The sequence below is a fragment of the Cellulomonas sp. PhB143 genome, from assembly GCF_003752595.1.
In the GTDB taxonomy this organism is placed as follows: domain Bacteria; phylum Actinomycetota; class Actinomycetes; order Actinomycetales; family Cellulomonadaceae; genus Paraoerskovia.
The window spans coordinates 143,266-169,062 of record NZ_RKIJ01000010.1; the positions used below are offsets into that span (position 1 = coordinate 143,266).

Sequence of the window (25,797 nt, forward strand, 5' to 3'; positions counted from 1 at the left end):
CTCACACCAGCCGGGCGATCGAGGCGAGCAGCGCGCTGATCCGAGGACCGGCCGCGCGGCCGGCCTCGATGACCTCGTCGTGCGAGAGCGGGGTCGCGCTGATCCCCGCCGCGAGGTTGGTGACGAGGGAGATGCCGAGGACGTCGAGCCCGCAGTGCCGGGCGGCGATCGCCTCGAGCGTCGTGGACATCCCCACCAGGTCGGCGCCGAGCACCCCCGCCATGCGGACCTCGGCCGGAGTCTCGTAGTGCGGCCCGGGGAACTGGGCGTAGACGCCGTCCGCGAGGGTCGCGTCGACGGTGCGGGCGAGGTCCCGCAGTCGGGCGCTGTACACGTCGCTGAGGTCCACGAAGGTCGCGCCCTCCAGCGGCGAGGTCGCGGTGAGGTTGAGGTGGTCCCTGATGAGCACGGGCGTGCCCGCCTTCCAGGACGGGTGCAGGCCGCCGCAGCCGTTGGTCAGCACGACCGCCTCGGCGCCGGTCGCGGCCGCGGTACGCACGCCGTGCACGACGCGCCGCACGCCGCGCCCCTCGTACAGGTGCGTGCGCGAGCCGAGGACCAGGGCGTGCCGGACCTGCCCGTCGGGCCGCTCGATGCGGATCGAGCGCGTCGTCGACCCGTGGCCCGCCACGGTGGGCCGGCTGAAGCCGGGGATCTCGTGGGAGGGGATCTCGGCCACCGTCTCGCCGAGCAGGTCGGCCGCCGCGCCCCAGCCCGAGCCGAGCACCAGGGCGAGGTCGTGACGGTCCACGCCGCTCGCCGCGGCGATGTGCTCCGCGGCCTCCTGGGCGACCAGGAACGGGTCCGTCGCCGGGTCGTCCAGGGCGTCGGGTGCATGCGTCGTCGTCATGGGTGCGAGGCTAGTACGTCCGTGCGGAACCGACCTGCGAAGCAGGCGCCGGGCACCGCCCGTCGCACCGCCCGTCGCGCCGGGCGCCGCGTCCCCCTCGCGCCAGGCACAATGGCCCCTGTGAGCATCGAGACCCCTCCCATGATGTCCGGCCGCGTCGTGATCCTCGGGGGCGGCCCCGGCGGGTACGAGGCGGCGCTCGTGGCACGGCGGCTCGGCGCGGACGTCACCGTCGTCGAGCGGCAGGGGCTCGGTGGTGCCGCGGTGCTCACCGACGTCGTCCCGTCCAAGACCCTCATCGCCACCGCGGACTGGATGACGACGGCGGAGGCCGCCTCCGACCTCGGTGTGCGTCCGCACGCCGCGGCCGGCGTCGCCCGCGAGGCGGGCGCGCACGCCGTCGACCTCGACGCCGTCAACACGCGGGTCCGGGCGCTCGCGACCGCCCAGTCGGCCGACGTCCGCGGACGCCTGGAGCGCGAGGGCGTGCGCGTCGTCATCGGCGACGGCCGCCTCGACGGCCCGACGGCGGTCGTCGCCTCCGGTGCGGACGGCGACGAGGAGCGGCTGGAGGCCGACGTCGTCCTGCTCGCCCTGGGCGCGACGCCGCGGGTGCTGCCCACCGCCGTGCCGGACGGCGAGCGGATCCTCACCTGGACCCAGCTGTACGGGCTCACCGAGCTCCCGGAGAGGCTCATCGTCGTCGGCTCGGGCGTCACCGGTGCGGAGTTCGCCGGGGCGTACAACGCGCTGGGCTCCGAGGTGACGCTCGTCTCGAGCCGCGACCGCGTGCTGCCGGGGGAGGACGCCGACGCGGCGGAGCTCATCGAGAACGTCTTCCGCGCCCGCGGGATGACCGTGTGCTCGCGCTCGCGCGCGGAGGCAGCGGTCCGCACGGCCGACGGCGTCGCGGTCACCCTGGCCGACGGGCGGGTGCTCGAGGGCAGCCACGTGCTGCTCGCCGTCGGGTCGATCCCGTCCACGCGGGGCATCGGCCTGGAGGAGGCGGGCGTGGAGCTGACGGCGCAGGGGTACGTGCGGGTCGACAAGGTCTCGCGCACCACGGCCCGCGGCGTGTACGCCGCCGGCGACTGCACCGGCGTCCTGCCGCTGGCGTCCGTGGCCGCGATGCAGGGGCGCGTGGCGATGTCGCACGCGCTCGGCGACGCGGTCAGCCCGATCCGGCTGCGCTCGGTGGCCGCGAACATCTTCACCGCGCCCGAGATCGCGACGGTCGGCTACTCCGAGGCGGCGCTGGTCGAGTCCGGCGCGAAGTACCTCACGGCGACGCTGCCGCTCGGGCGCAACCCCCGGGCGAAGATGATGGGCATGCAGGACGGTTTCGTGAAGCTGTTCGCGCGGCCCGACACGGGCATGGTGCTCGGGGGCGTCGTCGTCGCCCAGCGCGCGAGCGAGCTGATCTTCCCGATCACCCTCGCGGTCTCGCAGCGGATGACGGTGGACGACGTCGCCGCGTCCTTCACGATCTACCCCTCGCTGAGCGGCTCGATCGCGGAGGCGGCGCGCACGCTGCACCACCGCATCTCCTGAGTCGGGCCGGGGCCGGCCTCAGGCCTCGAACAGCGCCTGGCCCACGTAGGCGCCGTCGGTGCCCCCGAGGGCGGCGCCCACGGGCACGCCCGGGGGCACGGCCCACAGCCCCGAGCCCGTGTGGCGCAGGTACTCCGACATCGCGTCGTCGCGCGCGAGGCGGTTCTGCATCGGCACGTACTGGGTCGCGGGGTCGCGGACGTAGGCGAGGAAGAACAGCCCCGCGTCGAGGCGGCCGAGGCCGTCCGAGCCGTCCGTGTAGTTGTACCCGCGGCGCAGCATGCGGGCGCCGCCGTTGCTGCTCGGGTGCGCGAGGCGCACGTGCGCGGCGGTGTCGACCAGCGGTGCGCCGTCGCCGCCCGTCGCGGCGAGGTCCGGCTCGGTGTGCTCCTGGCCCCCGGAGAGCGGGGCGCCCGAGGCCTTGGTGCGCCCGACGACCTGCTCCTGCTCGCGCAGCGACGAGCGGTCCCAGGTCTCGATCATCATGCGGATCCGCCGCGCGACCAGGTAGGAGCCGCCGGCCAACCACGCGGCGCCGGCGTCGTCGTCCGGGTCCACCCAGACGTGCTCGGCGGCCGCCTCGGGCTCCTCGGCCTTGATGTTCGCGGTGCCGTCCTTGAACCCGAAGAGGTTGCGCGGCGTGGACTGGCTGGTCGTCGTCGTGGACGTGCGGCCGTAGCCCAGCTGGCTCCACCGGACGGCGGCGGTGCCGAACGCGATGCGGGACAGGTTGCGGACCGCGTGCACCGCGACCTGGGGGTCGTCGGCGCAGGCCTGCACGGCGAGGTCGCCGCCGCAGCGCGGGTCCTCCAGCATGTCGCCGGGGAAGTGCGGCAGGTCCTCGAGCAGCGCGGGGCGCCGGGCGTCGAGCCCGAACCGGTCCGTGCCGCCGGCGTCGCGGAAGAGGCTCGGCCCGAGGCCGAACGTGATCGTCAGCCCCGCCGCGCCCAGGCCCTGCACCTCGCCCGTGTCGTCCGGCGGGGCCTCGTACGGGCCCGACGTCGGCCCGAGCTCGCCGGCGGGCAGCCCGCGCGTCATCCGGGAGGCCGCGAGGGTCCATGCCCGCAGCAGGCCGACGAGCTCCTCGCGGGACGCCGTCGTGACGTCGAACGTGGCGAAGTGCAGGTGCTCCTGGACGCGGGTGGTGATCCCGGCCTGGTGCGCGCCGGCGAAGGCGGTCCCCGCCGAGCCCGCCGAGCCCGGCGACGCACCGCCGGCACCGCCGGTCCCGGACGACCCGCCGGCCTGCGCGGCGCTCGCCCCCGCGAAGCCGGCCGCGGCGCCGACCCCGAGCGCGCCGGCGACGCCGCCGAGGAGCGCGCGGCGGGAGACCCCGCGGCGCGGCTCCTCGGCGGGCGTCGGGTCGCTCATCGCAGGACGACGGCGGCCGTCAGCTGCGAGAGCGGCTCGCCGAGGGCGTCGACGGCGGAGGACAGCTCACGCACCTGGTCCTGGTCGAGGTCGTCGTAGAGCACGAACCCGTCGCCGTCGCGCTGGGCGTCGAGCAGCGTCTGCAGCGACGCGAAGCGCTCGTCGAGGGTGGCGGCGAGGTCGGGGTCCTTGGCGGCGACCACGTCACGCAGCCCGTCGTAGGCGACCTTCGCGCCGTCGACGTTGGCCTGGAAGTCCCACAGGTCGGTGTGCGACCAGATCTCCTCCTCGCCGGTGACCTTCCCGGTGGCGACCTCGTCGAGCAGGCCCTTGGCACCGTTGCCGATCGCCGCGGCGTCGATCTGGTCGGCGAACCCCGCGTCGTGCGTTCGGGCGTAGAGGTCCTGGGTGTCCTCCAGGAGCGTGTCCGCGTACCGGGTGCGCTGCGCGTCGGTGAGGGGCGCGTAGGCCTTGCCGCCGTTCGCGTCGGGCTCCGGCTGCCACAGGTCCTTCTCGAGCAGGTGCCAGCCCGTCCACTCCTGGCCCTCCTCGAGGTCGGCCTCGCGCAGGTCCATGCGCGGGTCGAGGTCGCCGAAGGACTCGGCGACGGGCTCGATGCGCTCCCAGTGGGCGCGGACCGGCGCGTAGAGCTCGCGGGCCTTCGCGACGTCGCCGGCCTGGTACGCCTCGACGAAGTCGGCGGTGCCGGTCTGCAGCTGCTCGGTCTGGTCCTTGACGTAGGCGACGTAGTTCGTCACGGCGGCGTCGACCTGCTCGGACGTCGCCCCGGTGGGCGTGACGTCGGCGCCCGAGTCGGTCACGGTGAACGCGTCGCGGATCCCGTCGCCGACCATGCCGGGCTTGCACGCGGTCTGGTAGCTGCCGGGCTTGGCGGTGACCACCAGGTCGCGGGTGATCCCGGGGCCGATGTTCTCGACCTCGGAGACGATCCGCAGTCCGTCCTCGGCGAGGAGGTAGAACTCGGTGACCTGGTCGCCGTCGTTCGTGACCTCGAAGACCACGGGGCCCGACGGCGCCTGCGTCGCCGAGAGCTCGCACGCGTCGTCGGTGGAGCTGACGGTGAGGGTGGCGTCCTGCGCCCCGGTCCCCGCGGCGTCGGTGCCCGCGGCGGCGTCCGCGCCGGCGGCCGGGTCGTTGGGGGTGCAGGCGGTCAGGGCGGCCAGCAGCGCCACGACGGTGAGCGGGGCGGTGAGCGGGGCGGCCGTGCGGGCGACGCGCCGGCGGGTGGTCGTGGGGCTCATCGGGGGGTTCCTCCGGTGGTGGGGGCGCCGAGCGGGCGTCCGGCGCCGGCGGCGGGGACCGGTGCCGGGGCGGCGGACCCCTTCGTGGGCGGTCCGGAGAACCAGACGGTGCGGACGTAGACGAGCAGGGTGGGGACGAGATACAGCACCCAGGCGGCGAGCTCGAGCCAGGTGGTGGCGGGGGAGAAGTTGAGGACGCCCTTGAGCACGGTGCCGTACCAGCTCGACGGCGGGACCGCGGCGGAGACGTCGAAGGCGAGGTGGTTCAGGCCGGGCAGGATCCCGGCCTCCTGCAGGTCGTGCACGCCGTAGGACAGGACGCCGGCGGCGATGACGATCAGCGCGAGGCCCGTCCAGGAGAAGAAGACCCTCAGGTCGAGCCGCACGGCCCCGCGGTAGACGAGCCAGCCGAGCGCGACGGCGACGGCGAGGCCGAGCACGGCGCCGAGCAGCGGCTGGGTGGAGCGCCCGGTCGCCTGGGCGCCGGCCCACAGGAACAGCGCGGTCTCGAGCCCCTCGCGGCCCACCGCGAGCATCGCCATGACGAGCACCGCCCACCGCCCGGACCGCACGGCGCTGTCCAGCTTCTCGTGCAGGTCGCGCTTGAGGAAGCGCGCGGTGCGCCCCATCCAGAAGATCATCCAGGTGATCAGCCCGACGGCGACGACGGAGAGGGTGCCGCCGATGGCCTCCTGCGCCTCGAAGGTCAGGCCCTGGGGTCCGAACGTGAGGGCGGCGCCGAACGCGAGCGAGGCGAGCACGGCGATCGCGATGCCCGCCCACAGCTGGGGGAGCAGGTCGCGACGTCCGCTCCTGACGAGGTAGGCGACGAGGATGCCGACGACGAGCGCTGCCTCCAGACCTTCACGGAGGCCGATGAGGAAGTTCGCGAACACTGGGCCTCCGTGCCGGGTGGGGTGGCGATGCCTCGTATCGGTAAGGCTGGGCTTCCTAAGGTGCGCCTTGCCTTAATGCGCTGAGGATAGCGCGCGCGGGAGCGTTCGTGGAACAGCCGTCTTGCGCAGCGGACCGTCAGTCCCGGGCGCGGTGCCCGTCGGGCCGAGGCGTGCCGACGAGGCGGCGGCGCAGCACGGGCCAGGCCGCGCCGAAGGCGGGCAGCAGGGGCAGGCGGGCGACGTCGTCGAGCGCGACCCACCGCACGTCGAGGCTCTCGGCGTCCGTCGGGCGCGGGTCCACGCGTGCGCCCGGCGCGACCTCCGCCAGGACGGTCGTGTAGCTCCAGGTGCCGTGGTCGAGCACCGAGGTCTCCAGGACGCGCACGCTCGCCGGCGCGATGCCGGCCTCCTCCCCGGACTCGCGCAGGGCCGCGTCGACCGCGGACTCGTGCGGTGCGCGGGCGCCCCCGGGGATGCCCCAGGTGCCGCCGTGGTGGCTCCACGTCGCGCGGTGCTGCAGGACGACGTGCGTGGCGCGGGCGCCCTCGGGCGCGTCCGACGGGCCGCTCGCGCGGGGGTCGTGCCCGGCGAGCAGGAGCCCCGCCGCGCCGAACAGTCCCCAGTGGCGCTGCCCGCAGGCGCACTCGACCCACCCGTCGCCGGGCTGGCGGTGCCGGGGCAGCGGCGGCACGCTCAGTCGACGATGTCGCAGATGACGGTGCCGGAGCTCACGGTCTCGCCGACCGCGGCGCCGAGCGAGGTGACGGTGCCGGCCCGGTGGGCGACGAGCGGCTGCTCCATCTTCATCGCCTCGAGCACGACGACGAGGTCGCCCTCCGCGACCTGCGCGCCCTCGGCCACGGCCACCTTGACGATCGTCCCCTGCATGGGCGACGCGAGGGTCGTGGACGACGGCGCGGCGGCGCGGGCCGACGTGCGGCGCGCCGGCCGGCGGGCAGCGTTCGCGGTGCGTGCGCGGCCCGCGGCGCCACCGAGGCCCGCGGGCAACACGACCTCGAGGCGCTTGCCGCCCACCTCGACGACGACGCGCTCGGTCAGGACCGGCTCCGGCTCGTCCTCGGCGGGCGCGGCCGGCGCGGGGGCGAGCTTGGCGAGCTCGTCGACGAACGCGGTCTCGATCCAGCGGGTGTGCACGCGGAACGGGGCGTCGTCGCGCGGGACGAAGTCCTCGGACTCGAGCACGGCGCGGTGGAACGGCACCACGGTGGGGATCCCGGCGATCTCCAGCTCGCGCAGCGCGCGCCGGGACCGCTCGACCGCCTGGGCGCGGTCCGCGCCCGTGACGATCAGCTTGGCGACCATCGAGTCGAACGCGCCCGAGATCGTGTCGCCCTCGACGACCCCCGAGTCGACCCGCACGCCGGGACCGCTGGGCAGGCGCAGGCGGGTGACGCGGCCCGGCGACGGGATGAAGCCCGCGCCCGGGTCCTCGCCGTTGATGCGGAACTCGAAGGAGTGCCCGCGCACGGTCGTGCTCGTGTAGCCGAGCGGCTCGCCCGTCGCGATGCGCAGCTGCTCGCGCACGAGGTCGATGCCCGTGACCTCTTCGCTGACCGGGTGCTCGACCTGCAGGCGGGTGTTGACCTCGAGGAAGGAGATCGTGCCGTCCTTGCCGACGAGGAACTCGCAGGTGCCGGCGCCCACGTAGCCGGCCTCGCGCAGGATCGCCTCCGAGGCGCGGTAGAGCTCGGCCTCCTGCTCCGCGCTGAGGAACGGCGCCGGCGCCTCCTCCACGAGCTTCTGGTGGCGGCGCTGCAGCGAGCAGTCGCGGGTCGAGACGACCACGACGCCGCCGTGCTCGTCGGCGAGGCACTGCGTCTCGACGTGCCGGGGCTCGTCGAGATAGCGCTCCACGAAGCACTCGCCCCGCCCGAAGGCCGCGACCGCCTCGCGCACGGCCGACTCGTAGAGCTCGTCGATCTCGGCGGCGTCGCGCACGACCTTGATGCCGCGGCCGCCGCCGCCGAACGCCGCCTTGATGGCGAGCGGCAGCCCGTGCTCGGCGGCGAAGGCGTGGATCTCCGAGGCGTCGGCGACCGGGTCCCTGGTGCCCGGCACCAGCGGCGCCCCGGCCCGCTCGGCGATGTGCCGGGCGCTGACCTTGTCGCCGAGGGACTCGATGGCCGACGGGGGCGGGCCGATCCACACGAGCCCGGCGTCGAGCACGGCCTGGGCGAAGTCGGCGCGCTCGGAGAGGAACCCGTAGCCCGGGTGGACGGCGTCCGCCCCGGAGCGGCGCGCGACGTCGACGAGCTTCGCGATGTCGAGGTAGGTGTCCGCGGCGCGGACCCCGCCGAGCGCGTAGGCGTCGTCGGCCAGCGAGACGTGGAGCGCGGTGCGGTCCGGGTCGGCGTACACGGCGACCGACGCGATGCCCGCGTCGGCGCAGGCACGGACGATCCGGACGGCGATCTCGCCGCGGTTGGCGACGAGCACCTTGGAGATGACGGAGTTGGCGGGCACGGCTCACCGTAACGCGCGCGGGTCCGTGCTCACACGCACGAGCGGGGTGCCGGCGCCAAGATTGGGGATGCGGCCAAGCGTGCGCCGGTGCTGTTGTAGGGAACCGACATGGCAGGGCGCGGACGGGCACTCTGGGGCCGCCGGGCTTGTGCGCTCCCGACAACGGCGGCTCGGGCGACCGTCTGCGGAGTCGCCCGTCAGGCGGTGTGCCAGAGGCCGGTCCAGGCGACGCCCGCGCCCGCGAGCAGATCGCGCAGCAGGGGCAGGCTGATCCCGACGACGCCGTGGTGGTCGCCCTCGATCCCGCGGACGAACGCCCCGCCGAGGCCGTCGATCGTGAAGGCCCCGGCGACCTGCAGCGGTTCCCCGGTCGCGACGTACGCGTCGATCTCCGCGTCGCTGACGTCGGCGAAGTGGACGACCGTCGAGCTGGTCGCACCGGTTCCCGTGCCCCCGCCCGGCCCGCGCCCGCCCGTGCGGACGACCCAGTGCCCGGTGTGCAGGACGGCGGTGCGCCCGCGCATCGCCCGCCAGCGCCGCCGCGCGTCGGCGGCGTCGGCCGGCTTGCCGAGCACCTCGCCGTCGAGCTCGAGCATCGAGTCGCAGCCGACGACGACGTCGTCCCCGGCGCCGGAGCGCTCGTCCGGGGCCAGCGGGTCCGGGCGCAGCAGCTCGAGCACCCGCTCGGCCTTGGCACGGGCCAGGAGCAGGACGGCGTCGACCGGCGCGAGCCCCGCCTCGCCCGCGGCCGCGCGCCCGGCCGCGAGCACGGCGTCCTCGTCGACGTGCGAGACCCGCACGGCGGGCCGCACACCGGCGGCGCGCAGCGTCGCCAGGCGCGCGGGCGAGCGCGAGCCGAGGACGAGCGTCATCGGGCCAGCTCCTCGCGCAGCACGTCGAGACCGACCGACCCGAGCCCCAGCGCCCGGGCGTGGAAGGCGCGCAGGTCGAGCTCCTCGCCCCGGGCGCGCGCGGCGTCGCGCGCCGCGTCCCGGACCTGCTCCCACAGGCGCTGGCCGACCTTGTACGACGGCGCCTGGCCCGGCCAGCCGAGGTACCGGTCGAGCTCGAAGCGCAGGGTCGCGTCGTCGAGCGTGACGTTGGCGCGCAGGAAGTCCCAGGCCTTGTCCGCGTCCCAGGTCCCGCCGCCCCACTCCGGCGGTGCGTCGAGGCCGAGGTGCACGCCGAGGTCGACGACGACGCGCGCCGCGCGCAGGCGCTGCGCGTCGAGCATGCCGAGGCGGTCGCCCGGGTCGTCGAGGAAGCCGAGGTCCGCCATCAGGCGCTCCGCGTACAGCGCCCACCCCTCGCCGTGACCCGAGACCCAGCAGGCGAGCCGGCGCCAGGAGTTGAGGGTGTCGCGGGCGAAGACGGCCTGGCCGCACTGCAGGTGGTGGCCCGGCACGCCCTCGTGGTAGACGGTGGTGCGTTCCATCCACGTCGTGAAGCTCTCCACCCCCGCCGGGACGGACCACCACATGCGCCCGGGCCGCGAGAAGTCGTCGCTCGGCGGCGTGTAGTAGATCCCGCCGGTCTGCGTGGGGGCGATCCGGCACTCGAGCGTGCGCACGGGCCCGGGGACGTCGAAGTGCACGCCGTCCAGGGCCTCGATCGCGGCGTCGGAGGTCTTCTGCATCCAGGCGCGCAGCGCGTCGGTGCCCTCCAGCCGCCGCGCGGGGTCGGCGTCGAGCACGGCGACGGCGTCCGCGAGCGTCGCGTCCGGGCCGGCGACCTCGCGCGCCACGGCCTCCTGCTCGGCGACGATGCGGGCGAGCTCGGCCAGGCCCCAGGCGTAGGTCTCGTCGAGGTCGACCTGCGCGCCCAGGAAGTACCGGGAGGCGAGCGCGTAGCGTCGCCGCCCGACCCCGTCGCCGGCCGGCGCGAGCGGCGCGAGCTCGTCGGCGAGGAAGTCGGCGAGCTCGCCGTAGGCGGCCCGTGCCCCGGCGGCGCCGGTCTCGAGGCGCCCCTGGAGGAGCTGGCAGGCGCCGGACCCGTCGAGGACGGCCGCGGCGGCCCCGCCCCGCACGAACGCGGTGAAGAAGGACTCCTCGCCCGCCAGCCCGCGGGCCTGCGCCGCGCAGGCGCGCACCTGGCGCACCGCCGCGACGTGCCCGCGCCCGGCGGCGGCGCGCAGCGACTCCCGGTACCCGGCCAGGGCGGCGGGCAGCGCCTCGAGCCGCGCGGCGACGTCCTCCCACGCCTCGACGGTCCCGGTGGGCACGAGGTCGAAGACGTCGCGCAGCGCCTGCAGCGGGGACTCGATGACGTTCAGGCTCGCCAGCGGCTCGTCGTCGGCGTACGTCTCGAGCTGGAGTCCGAGGCGCTCGCGCATCGCGGCGACGGTGACCCGGTCGACGGCGTCGAGCTCGTCGGCCCCGCCCGCGGCCTCGAGCGCGTCCAGCGCGTCCAGGGTGCTGCGGTCGAGGTCGGCGCGCGCGGCGTGCCCGGCGGGGGACAGGTCCGTCATGCGGTGGTCGTGCCCGGACAGGCCCATGAACGTCGCCGAGACGGGGTCGAGCTCGGCGAGCCGGGCGACGTACGCCTCGGCGATCGCGTCGACGGCGCTGGGCGTCCGGGGGCTCGGTGTCCGGGGGGCGGCTTCGGTGCTCACGCGCCCGAGGCTACCGGGCGCGCGGTCCCGGACCGCGGTCAGCGTGCGGCGCGCAGCGCGGCGTCGAGGGTGCCGTGCGTCTCCAGGCGCGGGCCCGCGGCGCGGGGGTGGCGTGCGGTGGCCCCGCGCCGGGGCAGCACCGCGTGCAGCGCGCTGCGGCAGGCCGGGCTCGAGCCGCCGACGGCGTCGCGCACGATCGCGGGCGGGAGGGACTCGAGCAGGGTGCGGGTCTCGCGCTCGAGCGCGGCGGAGTCCCGGCCCGCCCGCGCGCCGCGGGCGCCCCGCGGTGCGGCGTGGGCAGGCTCGAGGACCTGCCCGACGGCGTCGACGAGCTCGCGGGCCAGGCGCGGCAGGAAGCGCTCCGCCTGCGGGTCGGCGAGCACGACGTCGAGCGTGCGGCGCAGGCCGGCGACGAGGTCCGGCCGCCGGCCCGGTGCGCCTGCCGCGGCGTCGGTCCCCTCCTCGGGCGCCCCGTCCCCGGACCGGGGTCGCTGCGCCCGGCGCAGGAGGATCTCCGGCGCGTCGACGACGGCGTAGGCGCGGGCGCGCAGGTGCAGGCGCCAGGTCCAGGGCCGCTCCGCCGACCAGTACAGGTCGTCGGGGAGGTCGAGCAGGCCGGCGTCCGCGAGACGCGCGTCGAACATCCCGACCTCGACGCTGCGCAGGTCGGCGGTCGAGCGGGTCGGGAAGGCGCGCAGCGGCCCGCGCGGGTCGAGCGCGGTGCCGCGCCGCGACTCCGGTGCGCGGAGGTGGACGACGCCGGCGTCGTCCCCGCGGGCGTGGTCGGTACGGACGAAGTCGCAGCCCAGCCGCGTGAGCACGCCGGCGAGCACCTCGAGGCGGCCGGGCGCCAGGACGTCGTCGCCGCCGAGGTAGGTCAGGTGGCGACCGGTCGCGATCGCGGTCGCGAGGTTGTGCGCGGCGCTCGGGCCGAGCCCGTGGGCGTCGAGCCGGCGCAGCAGGGGCAGCCCCGCCTGCCCGGGCGCACCCAGCGCGCCGTGCGCCGCCGGGCCGGTCCCGGGGGCGGTGCGGTCGACGAGGAGGACCTCGAGGAGCCCGGGGTCGGGCAGCTGGCGGGTCAGGCTCTCGAGGGTCTCGCCGAGCCGGGCGTCGGGGCGGGCGACGGTGACGACGGCGGTGACGAGCGGTCGGTCCGGGCGCATGCCTTCACGCTAGGGCGCCCGTCCGGCCGCACGGTGAACGGGCCGTGCCCGCGGCACGAACCTCGTCGTGACCGCTGTGAACGCTCGGTGAACGCCGGCGCTCAGGCCGGGCCGGCGTCGTCGTCCACGGACCGCAGCAGGTCGTCGGCCCAGGTGCGCCCGTACCGGACGAGGACGACCTCGAGGCCGTCGGGACGGGCCGGGTACCAGACCGTGACGGGCTCGCGCCGGCCGGGGCGGGGCCCGTGCTCGGCGGCCGCGCCCCCGGGCAGGCGCCAGGCCAGCGTGCGGGTCGAGGCGGCGCCGTCGGACCCGGGGCGCGTGAACGTCACCGTGCCGCGGCCGGGCGTCGCGCCCGCGGTGACGGTGCCCGTGGTGCGCACCGGCTCGGCCAGCAGGGCTGCGCGCCCGCGCCGCACCCCGGCCGCGCGGCGCTGGGCGACGTGCTCGGCGAGGGTGAGCGCCGCCGTCAGCGCGACGGCGAGGGTGATCGCCGGCCCGAGCCAGCCGGGCTCGGCGCCCGGGCTGTCGAGGCTCGCGCGCCAGGCGAGGAGCGCGACCGCGGCGACCAGCGGGACCACCCACGCGGAGCGCTGCCACCGGGGGCGTCCGGGCTGCTCGCGCAGCCGGTGAGGCACGGCCTCGACCTCCGGCGCCGCGGCGACCACCTCGAGGACGACGCGCGCGGCCGGCGGCCGGGCCGCGGGGGCGCCGCGGTCGCTCACGACCGCAGGCTCCACCGCCACGCGTCGGCGTTGTGGCGTCCCGCGCGGCCGCCGAACGAGCGGGCGGTGGCACCTCCACCGGTCCCGCGCAGCCCGCGGGCGCGGTTGGTCCACTCCTCGACGGGCGCGGCGTCGGCGGGGGCGTCGCCTGCCGCCAGCGCGGCGCTCAGGCCCGCGACTAGCGCGGCGACCTCGATCTCGTCGGGGCTCCCGCGCACGATGCGCAGGTGGGCGGGCTCGCTCATGCGTCGTCGTCCTCGTCGTCGAAGAAGTCCGGGGCGTCGCCGCGCGAGACCCCCCACTCGCCCACGTGGTAGCCGGTGTCCAGCAGCTGCTGGGCGATGCGGGCGCCCGCCGAGTCGATGATCTCCATGACGCCGTCGAGCGTGGCGTCGGTCGTCGCGACGGGGGTGCCGACGACGTACCCGAGGTAGAACACGTCGGCGTCGGTCCCCGCGGCCTCCGGGTCCTCGTCCGGGTCGGCCTCGTCCTCGGGCTCCCAGATCTGGGAGGTCACGTCCGGGTGGGTGCCGAGCGCGTCGTGCAGCGTGTCGTAGAGCGCGCCGTTGAGCATGCCGATCCGCGACTCGAGGGCGAGGATGCGCGGGTCCTCGTCGGCCTCGGCGGCGCCGAACTCGGCCCGCACCCCGACGGCGGACTCCACGTACTCGTGCAGGGCCTCGGCGACGCGGTCGACGGCGCGGTGCAGGGGCTCGGCGTCCACCGAGCCGAGGGGTGCCGGTCCGTGGGTGGAGTCCTCGTGGTTCATCGCCCCATCCTCTCGCTGGTCTCGCTGGTCTCGCTGGTCTCGCTGGTCGCTCGGGTCACCCGCGTCACAGGGGGATGTTCCCGTGCTTCTTGGGCGGCAGGCTGGCGCGCTTGGTGCGCAGCGCGCGCAGCGCCCGGACCACCTGCACGCGGGTCTCGGACGGCCGGACCACGGCGTCCACGTAGCCCCGCTCGGCGGCGTCCCACGGGTTGACGATCGCGTCCTCGTACTCGCCGACCAGTCGGGCGCGCTCGGCGTCGACGTCCAGGCCCTCGGCCTCCGCCCGCTTCAGCGCGCCGCGCTGGAGGATGTTCACGGCGCCGCTCGCGCCCATGACGGCGACCTGCGCCGTCGGCCAGGCGAGGTTCACGTCCGCGCCGAGCTGCTTGGAGCCCATGACGATGTACGCGCCGCCGTAGGCCTTGCGGGTGATGACCGTCACGAGCGGGACGGTCGCCTCGGCGTAGGCGTAGATGAGCTTCGCGCCGCGGCGGATGATCCCCTGGTGCTCCTGGCCGACGCCGGGGAGGAACCCCGGCACGTCCACGAGCGTGAGCACGGGGATGTTGAAGGCGTCGCAGGTGCGCACGAACCGTGCGGCCTTCTCCGAGGCGTCGATGTCGAGCGTCCCCGCCATCGCGAGGGGCTGGTTGGCCACGACGCCGACGGCCTGGCCCTCGACGTGCCCGAACCCCACGACGACGTTCCTGGCGAACAGCGGCTGGACCTCGAGGAAGGTGCCGTCGTCCAGGACGGTCTCGATCACCGTCTTCATGTCGTACGGCTGGTTGTCGGAGTCGGGCACCAGCGTGTCGAGCACCAGGTCCGCGTCGGTGACGTCGAGCTCGGTCTCCTCGTCCGGCACGAAGGCGGGCGGGTCGGAGAGGTTGTTCTGCGGCAGGTAGCCGATGAGGTGGCGCACGTAGTCGATGGCGTCGTCCTCGTCGGCACCCATGTAGTGCGCGACGCCGGAGCGCTCGTTGTGGGTCTGGGCGCCGCCGAGCTCCTCGAAGCCGACGTCCTCGCCGGTCACGGAGCGGATGACGTCGGGGCCCGTGATGAACATGTTCGACGTCTTGTCGGCCATGACGATGAAGTCGGTCAGCGCGGGGGAGTACACGGCGCCGCCGGCGCTCGGACCGAGGATGAGCGAGATCTGCGGGATGACGCCCGAGGCGGCGACGTTGCGCCGGAACATCTCCGCGAACTGGGTCAGGGCCGCGACGCCCTCCTGGATGCGCGCGCCGCCGCCATCGGAGATGCCGATCAGCGGCACGCCGGTGCGCAGCGCGAGGTCCTGGACCTTGACGATCTTCTGGCCGTGCACCTCGCCGAGGCTGCCGCCGAAGGCCGTGAAGTCCTGGGAGTAGACGCACACCTGGCGGCCGTCGATCGTGCCGTGCCCGACGACGACGCCGTCGCCCGCGATGCGCCGCTTCTCGAGGCCGAAGTTCTGCGAGCGGTGCTTCGCGAACGCGTCGAGCTCGACGAAGCTGCCCTCGTCGAGCAGCGCGTCGAGGCGCTCGCGGGCCGTCTTCTTCCCGCGGGCGTGCTGCTTGTCGCGGGCGGTCTGCTCGGGCTCGGTGACGGCCGCGGCGCGGCGGGCGTCGAGGTCGGCGAGCTTGGCTGCGGTCCCGGTCGGCCGGGTGGTGCTGGCGGCGGTGTTCACCCGACCGACACTAGTTGGTGGATGCCTCCATCTCGATAGCGCCTCGACGCAGCGAGGGACGGGTCGTCGTTGGTGGTTCTCCACAACGGCGCCTCCCGGCGGCATCATGGGGCCATGGACATCCCCGAGCGTCCCCGGCTGCGCCCCGACGTGCTGCGGCGTCTCCTCGTCGGCGAGGGCCGGCCGCTGCGCCGGCTCGAGGTCGTCGAGGAGTCGCCCTCGACGAACGACCAGCTCGCGGCGGCGGTCCGCGCCGACCCCGACGCGTGGCCCGCCCCGGCGCTGCTGGTCGCGGAGCACCAGAGCGCCGGCAAGGGGCGTGCCGGGCGCACGTGGACGACGACGCCGCGCTCCTCGCTCGTCGTCTCGCTGCTCGTGCGCCCGCCGGTCCCGGTCGCGGCGCTGACCTGGCTGCCGCTGCTCGCCGGCCTCGCGACCGCGCACGCCCTGCGCGCCACCGCGGGTGTCGCGGCGGTGGTGAAGTGGCCCAACGACGTCCTCGTCCCGGTGCCCGACGACACCGGCGGTCCCCGCAAGGTGGTCGGCATCCTCGCGGAGGCGCTGGGCGACGGCGCCGTCGTCGTGGGCCTGGGTGTCAACGTGTCGCAGACCCCGGCCGAGCTGCCCGTGCCGACCGCGACCTCGCTGCTGCTGGCGGGGGCCGCGACCACCGACCGGGAGGTGCTGCTCACGGCGCTGCACGAGTCGTTCGGGGACGTGCTCGGGCGCTGGCGCGACGCCGGGGGGGACGCCGTCGGCGCGGGGCTGCGCGACGAGTGCGCGGCGGTGTGCGTGTCGGTGGGTGCGCGCGTGCGCGTCGAGCCGGCGGCCGGCGCGGCGCTCGAGGGCGCGCCGTTCGAGGGCGCCGCGTTCGAAGGCGAGGGGACCGGCCTGGACGACGACGGGGCGCTGCTCGTGCGCGACGCGTCGGGGGCGGTGCGCCGCGTGGTCGCCGGCGACGTGCACCACGCGCGGCTGGCGGGGACCGGCGACTGAGCGGGTCAGGGGCGACCGCACGGGTGATCGCGACCGCGCGGGTGATCGCGGTCACTAGGATGGCCTGCGTGCAGCTCAGCGACGACCGTCCCGACGGCGAGGTTCCGCCGACGCCCCCACAGCCCTTCTCCTCGCGGCCCGCCTCCCCGCAGCCCTCCGCCGAGCCGCCCGTCCACGGGCACGGGGACGCGGTGCGGCGCTCGACCGCGGAGCGGCTCGACGAGGTGCTCCTCGGAGGTCCCCGCACCCTCGCGCTCGACGACCTGGCGCAGGACGCGCACCTCGACGCCGACGCGGTCGCGGACTACTGGCGCTGGCTCGGTCTGCCGGTGACGGACCCGGCGGACCCGCACTTCACGGAGGCCGACGCGCAGGCGCTGCGGGAGATCTCGGCCCTCTTCGCGCGCGAAGAGCTGGACGAGCGGATCCAGACGACCCTCGTGCGCTCGATGGGCCACACGACCGAGCGGCTCGCGCTCTGGCAGGTCGAGGCGCTCGTGGAGCACATGTCCCGGCGCTTCGGGCTGGACGACACGAGCGCCCGGCTGCTCGTCCTCGACCGCCTTCCCGACCTGGCCCCGGTCCTCGAGCGGCAGCTCCTGCACGCCTGGCGCCGCCAGCTCGCCGCGGTCGCCGGCCGGTTCGCCGTCGAGTTCTCGGGGGCGCGCGCGGCGGAGGACGACTCCGCCCGGCTCCCGCTGCCCCGCGCGGTCGGGTTCGCCGACATCGTCTCCTTCACCAAGCGCACCGCGGGACTCGGGTCGGCGGAGCTCGCCGAGTTCGTCCAGCTCTTCGAGACGGGCGCCCGCGACCAGATCACGGCGGCGGGCGGCCGGGTGGTCAAGACCATCGGCGACGCCGTGCTCTTCGTGGCGGACGACCCGGCGACCGGTGCGGACGTCGCGCTCGCGCTCGCGGAGGCGCCGACGCTGCGGGGGCAGGGAGACGTGGACGTCCCGCCGGTGCGGGTGAGCCTGGTCTGGGGTCGCGTGCTCTCGCGCTTCGGCGACGTGTTCGGGACCTCCGTCAACCTCGCCGCGCGCCTGACCGAGATCGCCGAGCCCTCGACGGTGCTCGTCGACCCGGGCACGGCCGAGCGGCTTCGCCACGACCGGCGGTTCGCGCTGACGTACGAGCCCGCGCAGGAGCTGCAGGGCCTCGGGACGGTGCGTCCCGTGCGGCTGGAGCGCGCCTGACCGCATCGTCGGACCATCGCCGTGGGGCCGTGGCCGGCGGCCGCGGCTCACTCCTGCGGCTGGACCTCCTCGACGAGCCCCGGACCGTCGTTCGCGACCGAGCCGACGGCACCGCCGACGGGGCGCGCGCGCATCGTGACCGACCCGGCCCGCAGCACCTCGAGCGCCTCGTCCCGGCCGCGGGCGGGGTCGAGCCAGGCGTCCCAGGTCCCGGCGGGCAGGACGACGGGCATGCGGTCATGGATCCGGGCGAGGTCCGGGGAGGCGTCCGTGGTGACGACGGTGGCCGAGACGAGCCACCGGTCCGGGTCGTCGTCGGCGCGGGAGCGGTCGCGCCAGAACTCGTACAGCCCGGCGAGGGCGACGGGCCGCCCGCCCTCGCCCGTGAGGTAGTACGGCTGCTTGCGGGTGCGGGCCGAGCCCGCCGAGCCGTCCGGCGCGGGCAGCCGCATCCACTCGTAGTACCCGTCGGCGGGCAGGAGGCAGCGGCGCACCGCGAGCGGCTTGGCGAACGCCGGCTTGTCGACGAGGGTCTCGGCGCGGGCGTTGATCATCCGCGTGCCGACCGAGGGGTCCTTCGCCCAGCCGGGCACCAGGCCCCAGCGCGCGACACGCAGCGTCCGCTCGACCTCGCCGGTGCCCCGCGCGGCGCGCTCGACCACGATGCGCACCGGGTCGGTGGGGGCGAGGTTCCACGAGGGCGGCAGGAGGCGGGCGTCGTCCGCCACGCGGGCGATCGCGAACTCGTCGGCGAGGTCCTGGGCGTCGGTGAACGAGGCATAGCGTCCGCACATGCCCCCAGGGTGCCGGACGCCGCCGACACCCGCCGGGGCACCGTCGTCGGACCCTGCAGCGCCCGGTCACCACGGCAGGTGTGACGAACCCGGGTCGAATCGATACGACAGGAGGGCTGCGACGCACCTACCATCGACCGGTGAGCACACCCCAGGTCCCGCCCGGCGCCCCTCCCGCGCCCCGGTCCCCGATCCGTTGGGTGCTGCTGCTCGGCGCGCTGACCGCCCTGCCCGCCTTCACGGTGGACATGTACCTGCCCGCGCTGCCGGACGTGACGAGCGACCTGGCGACGACGCCCGCCCTCGCCCAGCTCACCGTCTCCGGGATGCTCATCGGCGGCGCGGTCGGCCAGCTCGTCATCGGGCCGCTCTCGGACCGCTACGGGCGGCGGGCACCCGTCGTCGTCGGCCTCGTGCTCCAGGTGCTCACCTCGCTGGCGTGCATCGTGGTGCCCAGCATCGGCGGCCTCGTCGCGCTGCGCGTGCTCCAGGGGTTCTTCAACGCGGCGTCGCAGGTCTCGGCGCTCGCGGTGATCCGCGACCGGTTCACCGGCTCCGAGGCCGCACGGATCCTGTCGCGGCTGATGCTCGTGATCGGGCTCGCGCCGCTGCTCGCGCCGACCATCGGCAGCGCGGTCCTCGGGTTCGGCACGTGGCGGTGGGTCTTCGGCCTGCTCGCGATCATGGGCGCGGTGCTCGCGGCGATCGTCCTGCGCTGGATGCCCGAGTCGCTGCCGGCCGAGCGGCGCCGCCCCGGCGGCACGCGCTCCGTCCTCGGCGGCTACCGGTCCCTGCTGCGCGACCGCCACTTCGTCGCGCTGGCGGTCATCCCCGGCCTCGGCCAGGCCGTGCTCATGAGCTACGTCGTCGGCTCGCCGTTCGTGCTGCAGGAGGGCTACGGGCTCACGCACACCCAGTTCTCGCTGCTGTTCGCCGCGAACGGGATCGGGCTGGTCGTCTCCGCGCAGGTCAACGCCTCCCTGGTGCGGCGGGTCGCCCCGATCCGCCTGCTGCGCACCGCGATCGTGCTGCAGGCGTTCTTCGCCCTCGTGCTGTTCGTCATCGCGCTGACCGGCGGCGGCGGGATCCTCGGGCTGCTCGCGGCGCTCTGGCTCGTGCTCGCCATGCAGGGCATGATCCCCGCGAACGCCTCCGCGCTCGCGCTCTCGCGGCACGGGGAGATCGCCGGGACCGCCGCCGCCGTGATCGGCGCGTTCCAGTCCGGCATCGCCGGGTCGATCAGCCCGCTCGTGGGCGCCCTCGGGGGCGACGCGGTCGCCATGGCGACCGTCATGCTCGGCGCCGTGCTGCTCGCGATCCTCGTGCTCGCGACCGCGACCCCGGCGTTCCGGCGCGGCGGCTGGCACGCCGAGCTCTGACCGTCCGCGAGGTGCCGTGCGCGGGCGGTCGGCGGGTCGTCGCCGGGTGATCCTGGGGCGGTCAGCGGCGCGTCCCGGCCCGCCCTGCGGTCGCGGCGCCGTTGCTCCGGCATAGTCTTCGAGCGTGGCGGCCGTGACGACGGAGGGCGCCGGGGCGCTCGAGGAGCCCTCCGGCAGCCGCCGCGCGGCATCCCCCGGGCGGCCCCGAGGGCCCTACGAGCACCGGCCCGCGCCGCGCCACACGCCGCCGCGTCACCGGCCCCACCTGCTGCGGCTGCTCGCGCTCGGCCTCACGGGTGTCGTCGCGTTCGTCGCCGCCGGCGCGGGCGCGGCCTACCTCGACCTCAGCTCCGACCTGCGCGTCGACGACGTCGACCCCCTGCTGGGCTCGGACCGCCCGGTCCAGCGCCCGGTCGCCGTGCCGACGACGGCGCCCGACCCGACCGACCCGTACGCCGGGGACCCGATCAACCTCCTGGTCATGGGCACGGACCTGCGCAGCGGGACCAACGTCGACGTCGCCGGCACCGGGGACGGGATGCGCTCCGACACGACGCTGCTCGTGCACGTCTCCGCGGACCGCACGCGCGCGGAGGTCGTCTCGATCCCGCGCGACTCGCTCGTCGACATCCCCTCCTGCACGCTCGGCGACGGGACGACGACGTCGCCGCGCAGCTCGGCGATGTTCAACGAGGCCTTCACCATCGGGGGCGGCCCGGACGAGGACATCGGCAGCGCGGCCGCCTGCACGCGCCGCACCGTCGAGCAGCTGACCGGCGTGCGCACGACCGACCACGTCGTGGTGCAGATGAACGGCATCGAGCCGATCGTCGACGCCGTCGGCGGGGTGCGGATGTGCCTGCCCGAGGCCATGCACGGCGTCAAGCCGGACCTCGACCTGCCGGCGGGCGAGCAGGTGCTCGACGGCCGCACGGCCATCGACTTCCTGCGGGTGCGGCACGGCACCGGGTTCGGGCTAGAGCTGGGCAGCGACCTGACGCGGATCACGCGGCAGCAGGCGTTCCTCGACGCGATGTCGCAGGAGGTGCTGTCCAAGAACCTCGTCACCGACTCGCCCCGGCTGTACAAGGTGGTGCAGGCCACGCTGCGCTCGATCAGCACGAGCCCCGGCCTGGGCAGCCCGGCGGCGCTCGCGGGCCTCGCGTTCAGCCTGCGCTCGGTCCCGGCCGACCGGATCGTGTTCACCGCCCTGCCGGTCGTCGACGCGCCGTCGGACCCGAACCGGGTGGTCTGGGCCGAGGGGACCGACGAGATCTGGGAGCGGGTCGCGGCCGACGAGCCGCCCCCGGGCCTGCCGCCGATGCCGGGCGACGCGGCCGAGGCCGACGGCGGTTCCCGCCCGTCCTCGACGAGGGCCCCGTCGGCGCCGAAGGAGACGGCGGCGCCGTCGTCGGAGCCGGACCCGACCCCGTCGCCGACGGCGACGACCGCGGAGGGCGTCTGCCCGGACTGAGCGCGGGCGGGCCCGCGGGGATCAGCGGCGCAGGGCCGCGAGGCGCCCGACGGCGTCGCGCAGGACCTCCTCGCGCTTGACGAAGGTGAACCGGACGCGGGAGGCGAGGGCGCGCGCGGTGGCCGAGGGGTCGCCGTCGGCGTCCGTGCCGCAGAACGCGGAGACGGGCACGCCGACGACGCCGGCGAGGTCCGGGAGCCGGCGGCACAGGTCCCACCCGTCGGCGAAGCCGAGCGGGGCGCCGTCCGCGACGACGAAGTAGGTGCCGCGCGGGACGGTGACGTCGAAACCGGCGGCGACCAGGCCCGCGCAGAGCAGGTCGCGCCGCGCGGCGAGGGAGGTGGCGAGGGCGCGCGGGGCGTCGTCGTCGGCGAGGGCGCCGGCGACCGCGTGCTGGAAGGCGGGGCCGGAGGAGTAGGTGAGGAACTGCTTGACGGTGCGGACCGCGGTGACCAGCTCGGCGGGCCCGGTGAGCCAGCCGACCTTCCAGCCGGTGAAGGAGAAGGTCTTGCCGGCGGAGCTGATCGCCAGGGTGCGCTGCGCCATCCCGGGCAGCGTCGCGACCGGGACGTGCCGCGCGTCGTCGAACACCAGGTGCTCGTAGACCTCGTCGGTGACGACGATCGCGTCGTGCTCGCGCGCGGCGGCGGCGATCGCCGCGAGCTCGTCGGCGTCCAGGACGGTGCCCGTGGGGTTGTGCGGAGAGTTGAGCAGGACGATGCGGGTACGGGGCCCGACGGCGCGGCGCAGCGCCTCGCGGTCGAGGCGGAACCCTGCGGGGGTCGCTACGAGGGGGACGGTGACGTGCGTGGCGCCGGCCATCGCGATGCTCGCGGCGTAGGAGTCGTAGAACGGCTCGAGCGTGACGACCTCGTCGCCGGGGCCGGCGAGGGCGAGCAGGGTCGCCGCGATCGCCTCGGTTGCGCCCGTGGTGACCAGGACCTGGGTGTCCGGGTCGAGGTCGAGGCCGTAGCGGCGGCGCTGGTGGTCGGCCACCGCCCGGCGCAGCGGAGGGACGCCGTCGCCCGGGGCGTACTGGTTGTGGCCCGCACGGATCGCGTCCACCGCGAGCTCCTGGACCCAGGCGGGGCCGTCGACGTCGGGGAAGCCCTGCCCGAGGTTGATCGCCCCGGTGGCCGTGGCGAGCTGCGTCATCTCGGCGAAGACGGTCTGCGTGACCGTGCCGGTGGGGCCCAGGAGGCCCGACGCGCGGGCGACGTCCCGCCAGCGGCCGGGCGGGTACGGGCCTGCCTGCTCGAGGGAGGTGCTCATGGGTGGCGACCCTAGCCGACGGGTTTTCCACAGGGCAGGACCGGGCGCACGCGATCGCGCCTAGGCTTCCCGCACGTCGGCAGGGGGCCGGCGCCGGTGGGGGCGGGCAGGGCCGCCCCCACCGGCACTCAGGCACGAGGGGTGCGGATGGCGGTCACGTCCGGCGCAAGGTCGGTCGCGAGGACGGTGCAGGGCGTGCCCACGGTGCACGCGCTGCCGGGCGACGGCACGCGGATCGTCGAGGCCGAGGTGCGCGAGCTGGTGCGGCGCGGCGACGTCGACCCGGCGACGGACCCCGAGGCCACGGCGCTCCTCGTCGAGGACGCGGTGGCCGACTACGAGCGCCGCGCGGCCATCGGCTCCGTGCCGGCGCTCGCGGACGTCCGGTCGACGGCGCGGGCGGTGCTGGACGCGGTCGCGGGGTTCGGCCCGCTGCAGGCCTACCTCGACGACCCGGCGGTGGAGGAGATCTGGATCAACTCCCCGGCCACCGTCTTCGTGGCCCGCGACGGCGTCCCCGAGCTGACCACCACGATCCTCACCGAGGCGACCGTCCGCGATCTCGTCGAGCGGATGCTGCGCTCCTCGGGGCGCCGCCTCGACCTCAGCAGCCCGTTCGTCGACGCGACGCTGCCGGGTGGTGAACGGCTCCACGTCGTCATCCCCGACATCACCCGCCGGCACTTCGCGGTCAACATCCGCAAGCACGTGGCCCGGACCTCGCGGATCGACGACCTCGTCCGCATGGGGTCGCTCCCGGCGCCCGCGGCGCGGTTCCTCGACGCCGCGGTCCGCGCCGGGCTGAACGTGCTGGTCTCGGGTGCGACGCAGGCTGGCAAGACGACCATGCTCAACGCGCTCGCCGGGTCCATCCCCGGGCAGGAGCGCGTGATCACCTGCGAGGAGGTGTTCGAGCTTCGGTTCGAGTCGCGCGACCTCGTCGCGATGCAGTGCCGCCAGCCCAGCCTCGAGGGCACCGGAGAGGTGCCGCTGCGCCGCCTGGTCAAGGAGGCGTTGCGCATGCGCCCCGACCGCATCGTGATCGGGGAGGTCCGCGAGGCGGAGAGCCTGGACCTGCTCGTGGCACTCAACGCGGGGGTGCCGGGGCTGTGCACCATCCACGCGAGCTCGGGTCGCGAGGCGCTGGTCAAGCTCTGCACCCTGCCGCTCCTCGCCGGGCCGAACATCTCCGACAGGTTCGTCGTCCCCACGGTCGCCGCGGCCGTCGACGTCGTCGTCCACCTCGGGATCGACGCGCACGGGGTCCGCCGCGTCCGGGAGGTGCTCGGGGTCTCCGGTCGGGTGGAGGCGGGCGTGGTCGAGGCGAGCGAGCTGTTCACGACCCGCGACGGACGGCTCGTGCGCGCCTCGGGCTATCCCCCGGGCGAGGAGAGGTTCGCGCGGGCCGGGATCGACGTCGCGGCGATCCTGCGCGCCGCGGACCACGACGAGGCGCTCGGCACGGGGGTGCGCTGATGGGGGTCGTCGTCGGCCTGGTCCTCGGGGCGGGCCTGGTGAGCGTGTGGGCGTCGTTCTGGGCGCCGCCCCGGCGCGGGCCGCGTCGCGGCGACCTCCGGCGGGCGCGGTCCCGGGACCTTCTGGTCCAGGCGGGCTTCCCGGAGATCTCGCCCGGGACCCTGACGGCGGCGACCGTCGGCCTCGCGGTGCTGACGGCCCTCGTCGTCTTCGCGCTCACCCGCTCGCCGACGATCGCCGTCTGCTTCGGTGTCCTTGCCGGGCTGGCACCGCGAGCCGTGGTGCGGTCACGCGCACGCAAGCGCAGCATGGTCCTGCGCGACCTGTGGCCCGACGTCGTCGACCACCTGGTCTCGGCGGTCCGGGCCGGGTTGAGCATCCCCGAGGCGCTCGGCCAGATCGGACAGCGCGGGCCGGCCGAGCTGCGCGCCCCGTTCGCGGCCTTCGCGCAGGACTACCGTGCCGGCGGCCGTCTCTCCGACGCGCTGGACGCGCTCAAGGACCGGCTGGCCGACCCCGTCGGGGACCGGATCGTCGAGTCCCTGCGTATCACCAGCGACGTCGGCGGCGCCGACCTGGGCCGGCTCCTGCGCACGCTCTCGGCGTTCCTGCGCGAGGACGCCCGCACGCGCGGCGAGCTCGAGGCGCGGCAGTCGTGGACCGTCAACGGGGCGCGGGTCGCCGTGGCGGGTCCCTGGGTCGTCCTCGGCCTGCTCGCGACGCGCCCGGAGACCGCGGCCGCGTACGACTCGGTCGCCGGGGCGCTCGTGCTCGCGGGCGGGGCGGTCTGCTCGCTCGTCGCCTACCGCGCGATGATCCGCATCGGACGGCTCCCCAGCGAGGAGAGGGTGCTGCGATGAGCGCCGTCGGATGGTCCGCCTCGGGCGCGGTCGCCGGCCTGGTGTGCGCGGCGGGCGTCCTGCTGGTGGTCGCTGCCCTGCGCCGGCGGCGCATACGCCTGGTCGAGCGCGTCGCCCCGTACCTGCGGGTGTCCGAGTCGTCCTCGGGCCTCCTGAGCGTTCTCCCCGGCGCTCGCACGCCCCTCGCGCTGGTGGTGCGGCCCCTGTCCGAGCGCCTGGTCCCGCTGCTCGAGCGGCTGGGGTCCTCGCACGCGGACGTCGCCCGCCGTCAGCGTCGCGCGGGCATCACCGAGTCGGTCGAGGCCTTCCGGTCGCGGCAGCTCGTGTGGGGCGCGGCCGGTCTCGCGCTCGGGCTCTCCGGAGCGCTCGTCATCGCGGCGGTGCGGCAACCGGGCATCCTGCTGCCGACGCTGGTCGTGGTCCTCGCGGCGCTCGGGGGCGCCCTCGCCTGCGACGCCGACCTCACGCGTCGCGCACGGCGCCGCGAGGCCCGGATGCAGGCGGAGTTCCCCGCGCTCGCCGACCTGCTCGCGCTCGCCGTCGGCGCCGGCGAGGGCCCGCTCGCGGCGGTCGAGCGCGTGGCGACGACGGTCCACGGCGAGCTCGCGAGAGAGTTCGGGCTCCTGCTCGCCGAGGGGCGGTCCGGGGTCCCGCTCGCGCGCGGGCTCGAACGCCTCGCGTCGCGCACCGAGCTCGTGAGCCTGAGCCGCTTCGCCGAGACGGTCTCCGTGGCGGTCGACCGCGGGACGCCGCTCGCCGACGTGCTCCGGGCCCAGGCCCAGGACGTGCGCGAGGCGGGCCGTCGCGAGCTGATGGAGCAGGGCGGGCGCAAGGAGGTGGCGATGATGGTCCCGGTCGTCTTCCTCGTCCTGCCCGTCACCGTCGTCTTCGCCGTCTTCCCGAGCCTCGCGACCCTCCGGATCGGCCTGTGACCGCCGCGCGCGACCGGCCCGCGGACCCGTGGTCGACACGCCCGAGACCCCGAACACCCGACGTCCC

Annotated in this window: 23 protein-coding genes; 8 read left to right on the plus strand and 15 right to left on the minus strand. The window is 75.9% G+C overall.

Features of this window, described 5'->3' with window-relative positions; all coding sequences use genetic code 11:
• Nucleotide 1: 1 nt before the first annotated feature.
• The gene (locus tag EDF32_RS04725) at nucleotides 2-850 is read right to left on the minus strand and encodes a purine-nucleoside phosphorylase (protein ID WP_123307376.1); all 849 of its coding nucleotides are present in this window, start codon (nucleotides 848-850) and stop codon (nucleotides 2-4) included.
• Nucleotides 851-961: 111 nt separating this feature from the next.
• Here EDF32_RS04725 and EDF32_RS04730 point away from each other — a divergent pair, with 111 nt between their 5' ends.
• Nucleotides 962-2,401, plus strand: coding sequence for an NAD(P)H-quinone dehydrogenase (locus tag EDF32_RS04730; protein ID WP_123307377.1), 1,440 nt, complete (start codon nucleotides 962-964; stop codon nucleotides 2,399-2,401).
• A gap of 18 nt (nucleotides 2,402-2,419) precedes the next feature.
• Here the strand turns inward: EDF32_RS04730 and efeB are convergent, their stop codons facing one another.
• From efeB to EDF32_RS04790, 12 genes are all read right to left on the minus strand, one after another.
• Nucleotides 2,420-3,772 (minus strand): iron uptake transporter deferrochelatase/peroxidase subunit, encoded by a 1,353-nt coding sequence (efeB, locus tag EDF32_RS04735; RefSeq protein WP_123307378.1) that lies wholly within the window; start codon nucleotides 3,770-3,772, stop codon nucleotides 2,420-2,422.
• Nucleotides 3,769-5,034, minus strand: a complete 1,266-nt coding sequence (efeO, locus tag EDF32_RS04740) for an iron uptake system protein EfeO (protein ID WP_123307379.1) — start codon at nucleotides 5,032-5,034, stop codon at nucleotides 3,769-3,771. The genes efeB and efeO overlap by 4 nt, the downstream gene beginning before the upstream one ends.
• Complete coding sequence (efeU, locus tag EDF32_RS04745) at nucleotides 5,031-5,930, minus strand: iron uptake transporter permease EfeU (protein ID WP_123307380.1); 900 nt, start codon at nucleotides 5,928-5,930, stop codon at nucleotides 5,031-5,033. The genes efeO and efeU overlap by 4 nt, the downstream gene beginning before the upstream one ends.
• A gap of 136 nt (nucleotides 5,931-6,066) precedes the next feature.
• A complete protein-coding gene (locus EDF32_RS04750) occupies nucleotides 6,067-6,621 on the minus strand; it encodes an NUDIX hydrolase (RefSeq protein WP_123307381.1) in 555 nt (184 codons plus the stop codon).
• Between the two features lie 2 nt (nucleotides 6,622-6,623).
• Entirely contained in the window at nucleotides 6,624-8,414 is a 1,791-nt protein-coding gene (locus tag EDF32_RS04755; RefSeq protein WP_233565708.1) for a biotin carboxylase N-terminal domain-containing protein, read from the minus strand.
• 197 nt (nucleotides 8,415-8,611) lie between these two features.
• Entirely contained in the window at nucleotides 8,612-9,286 is a 675-nt protein-coding gene (locus tag EDF32_RS04760) for a nucleoside triphosphate pyrophosphatase (RefSeq protein ID WP_123307382.1), read from the minus strand.
• Nucleotides 9,283-11,025, minus strand: coding sequence for a DUF885 domain-containing protein (locus EDF32_RS04765; protein WP_123307383.1), 1,743 nt, complete (start codon nucleotides 11,023-11,025; stop codon nucleotides 9,283-9,285). The genes EDF32_RS04760 and EDF32_RS04765 overlap by 4 nt, the downstream gene beginning before the upstream one ends.
• A gap of 38 nt (nucleotides 11,026-11,063) precedes the next feature.
• Nucleotides 11,064-12,188: a glycosyltransferase gene (locus EDF32_RS04770; protein WP_123307384.1), complete on the minus strand. Its 1,125-nt coding sequence runs from the start codon at nucleotides 12,186-12,188 to the stop codon at nucleotides 11,064-11,066.
• A 101-nt stretch (nucleotides 12,189-12,289) separates the two neighbouring features.
• Nucleotides 12,290-12,913: a hypothetical protein gene (locus EDF32_RS04775; protein WP_148061566.1), complete on the minus strand. Its 624-nt coding sequence runs from the start codon at nucleotides 12,911-12,913 to the stop codon at nucleotides 12,290-12,292.
• Entirely contained in the window at nucleotides 12,910-13,158 is a 249-nt protein-coding gene (locus EDF32_RS04780; protein ID WP_123307386.1) for an acyl-CoA carboxylase epsilon subunit, read from the minus strand. Before EDF32_RS04780 ends, EDF32_RS04775 begins: the two co-directional genes overlap by 4 nt.
• Entirely contained in the window at nucleotides 13,155-13,682 is a 528-nt protein-coding gene (locus EDF32_RS04785) for a hypothetical protein (protein ID WP_123307387.1), read from the minus strand. The genes EDF32_RS04780 and EDF32_RS04785 overlap by 4 nt, the downstream gene beginning before the upstream one ends.
• A 64-nt stretch (nucleotides 13,683-13,746) precedes the next feature.
• The gene (locus EDF32_RS04790; RefSeq protein ID WP_233565709.1) at nucleotides 13,747-15,351 is read right to left on the minus strand and encodes an acyl-CoA carboxylase subunit beta; all 1,605 of its coding nucleotides are present in this window, start codon (nucleotides 15,349-15,351) and stop codon (nucleotides 13,747-13,749) included.
• Between the two features lie 114 nt (nucleotides 15,352-15,465).
• On the opposite strand from EDF32_RS04790, the gene EDF32_RS04795 reads away from it, so the two are divergent.
• A complete protein-coding gene (locus EDF32_RS04795; protein ID WP_123307388.1) occupies nucleotides 15,466-16,347 on the plus strand; it encodes a biotin--[acetyl-CoA-carboxylase] ligase in 882 nt (293 codons plus the stop codon).
• Between the two features lie 68 nt (nucleotides 16,348-16,415).
• A complete protein-coding gene (locus tag EDF32_RS04800; protein ID WP_370449916.1) occupies nucleotides 16,416-17,543 on the plus strand; it encodes an adenylate/guanylate cyclase domain-containing protein in 1,128 nt (375 codons plus the stop codon).
• Nucleotides 17,544-17,590: 47 nt separating this feature from the next.
• On the opposite strand, the gene EDF32_RS04805 is transcribed toward EDF32_RS04800, so the two are convergent.
• Complete coding sequence (locus EDF32_RS04805; RefSeq protein WP_123307390.1) at nucleotides 17,591-18,337, minus strand: SOS response-associated peptidase; 747 nt, start codon at nucleotides 18,335-18,337, stop codon at nucleotides 17,591-17,593.
• 140 nt (nucleotides 18,338-18,477) lie between these two features.
• On the opposite strand from EDF32_RS04805, the gene EDF32_RS04810 reads away from it, so the two are divergent.
• Entirely contained in the window at nucleotides 18,478-19,716 is a 1,239-nt protein-coding gene (locus EDF32_RS04810) for a multidrug effflux MFS transporter (protein WP_123307391.1), read from the plus strand.
• Nucleotides 19,717-19,840: 124 nt separating this feature from the next.
• Nucleotides 19,841-21,190, plus strand: a complete 1,350-nt coding sequence (locus EDF32_RS04815) for an LCP family protein (protein ID WP_233565710.1) — start codon at nucleotides 19,841-19,843, stop codon at nucleotides 21,188-21,190.
• Between the two features lie 21 nt (nucleotides 21,191-21,211).
• On the opposite strand, the gene EDF32_RS04820 is transcribed toward EDF32_RS04815, so the two are convergent.
• Nucleotides 21,212-22,462 (minus strand): pyridoxal phosphate-dependent aminotransferase, encoded by a 1,251-nt coding sequence (locus EDF32_RS04820; protein ID WP_123307392.1) that lies wholly within the window; start codon nucleotides 22,460-22,462, stop codon nucleotides 21,212-21,214.
• Between the two features lie 147 nt (nucleotides 22,463-22,609).
• Here EDF32_RS04820 and EDF32_RS04825 point away from each other — a divergent pair, with 147 nt between their 5' ends.
• From EDF32_RS04825 to EDF32_RS04835, 3 genes are read left to right on the plus strand one after another with little or no spacing between them, the layout of a single operon-like run.
• The gene (locus EDF32_RS04825; protein ID WP_123307393.1) at nucleotides 22,610-23,938 is read left to right on the plus strand and encodes a CpaF family protein; all 1,329 of its coding nucleotides are present in this window, start codon (nucleotides 22,610-22,612) and stop codon (nucleotides 23,936-23,938) included.
• The gene (locus tag EDF32_RS04830) at nucleotides 23,938-24,798 is read left to right on the plus strand and encodes a type II secretion system F family protein (RefSeq protein WP_123307394.1); all 861 of its coding nucleotides are present in this window, start codon (nucleotides 23,938-23,940) and stop codon (nucleotides 24,796-24,798) included. Before EDF32_RS04825 ends, EDF32_RS04830 begins: the two co-directional genes overlap by 1 nt.
• Nucleotides 24,795-25,730 (plus strand): type II secretion system F family protein, encoded by a 936-nt coding sequence (locus tag EDF32_RS04835; RefSeq protein WP_123307395.1) that lies wholly within the window; start codon nucleotides 24,795-24,797, stop codon nucleotides 25,728-25,730. Before EDF32_RS04830 ends, EDF32_RS04835 begins: the two co-directional genes overlap by 4 nt.
• Nucleotides 25,731-25,797: the final 67 nt, after the last annotated feature.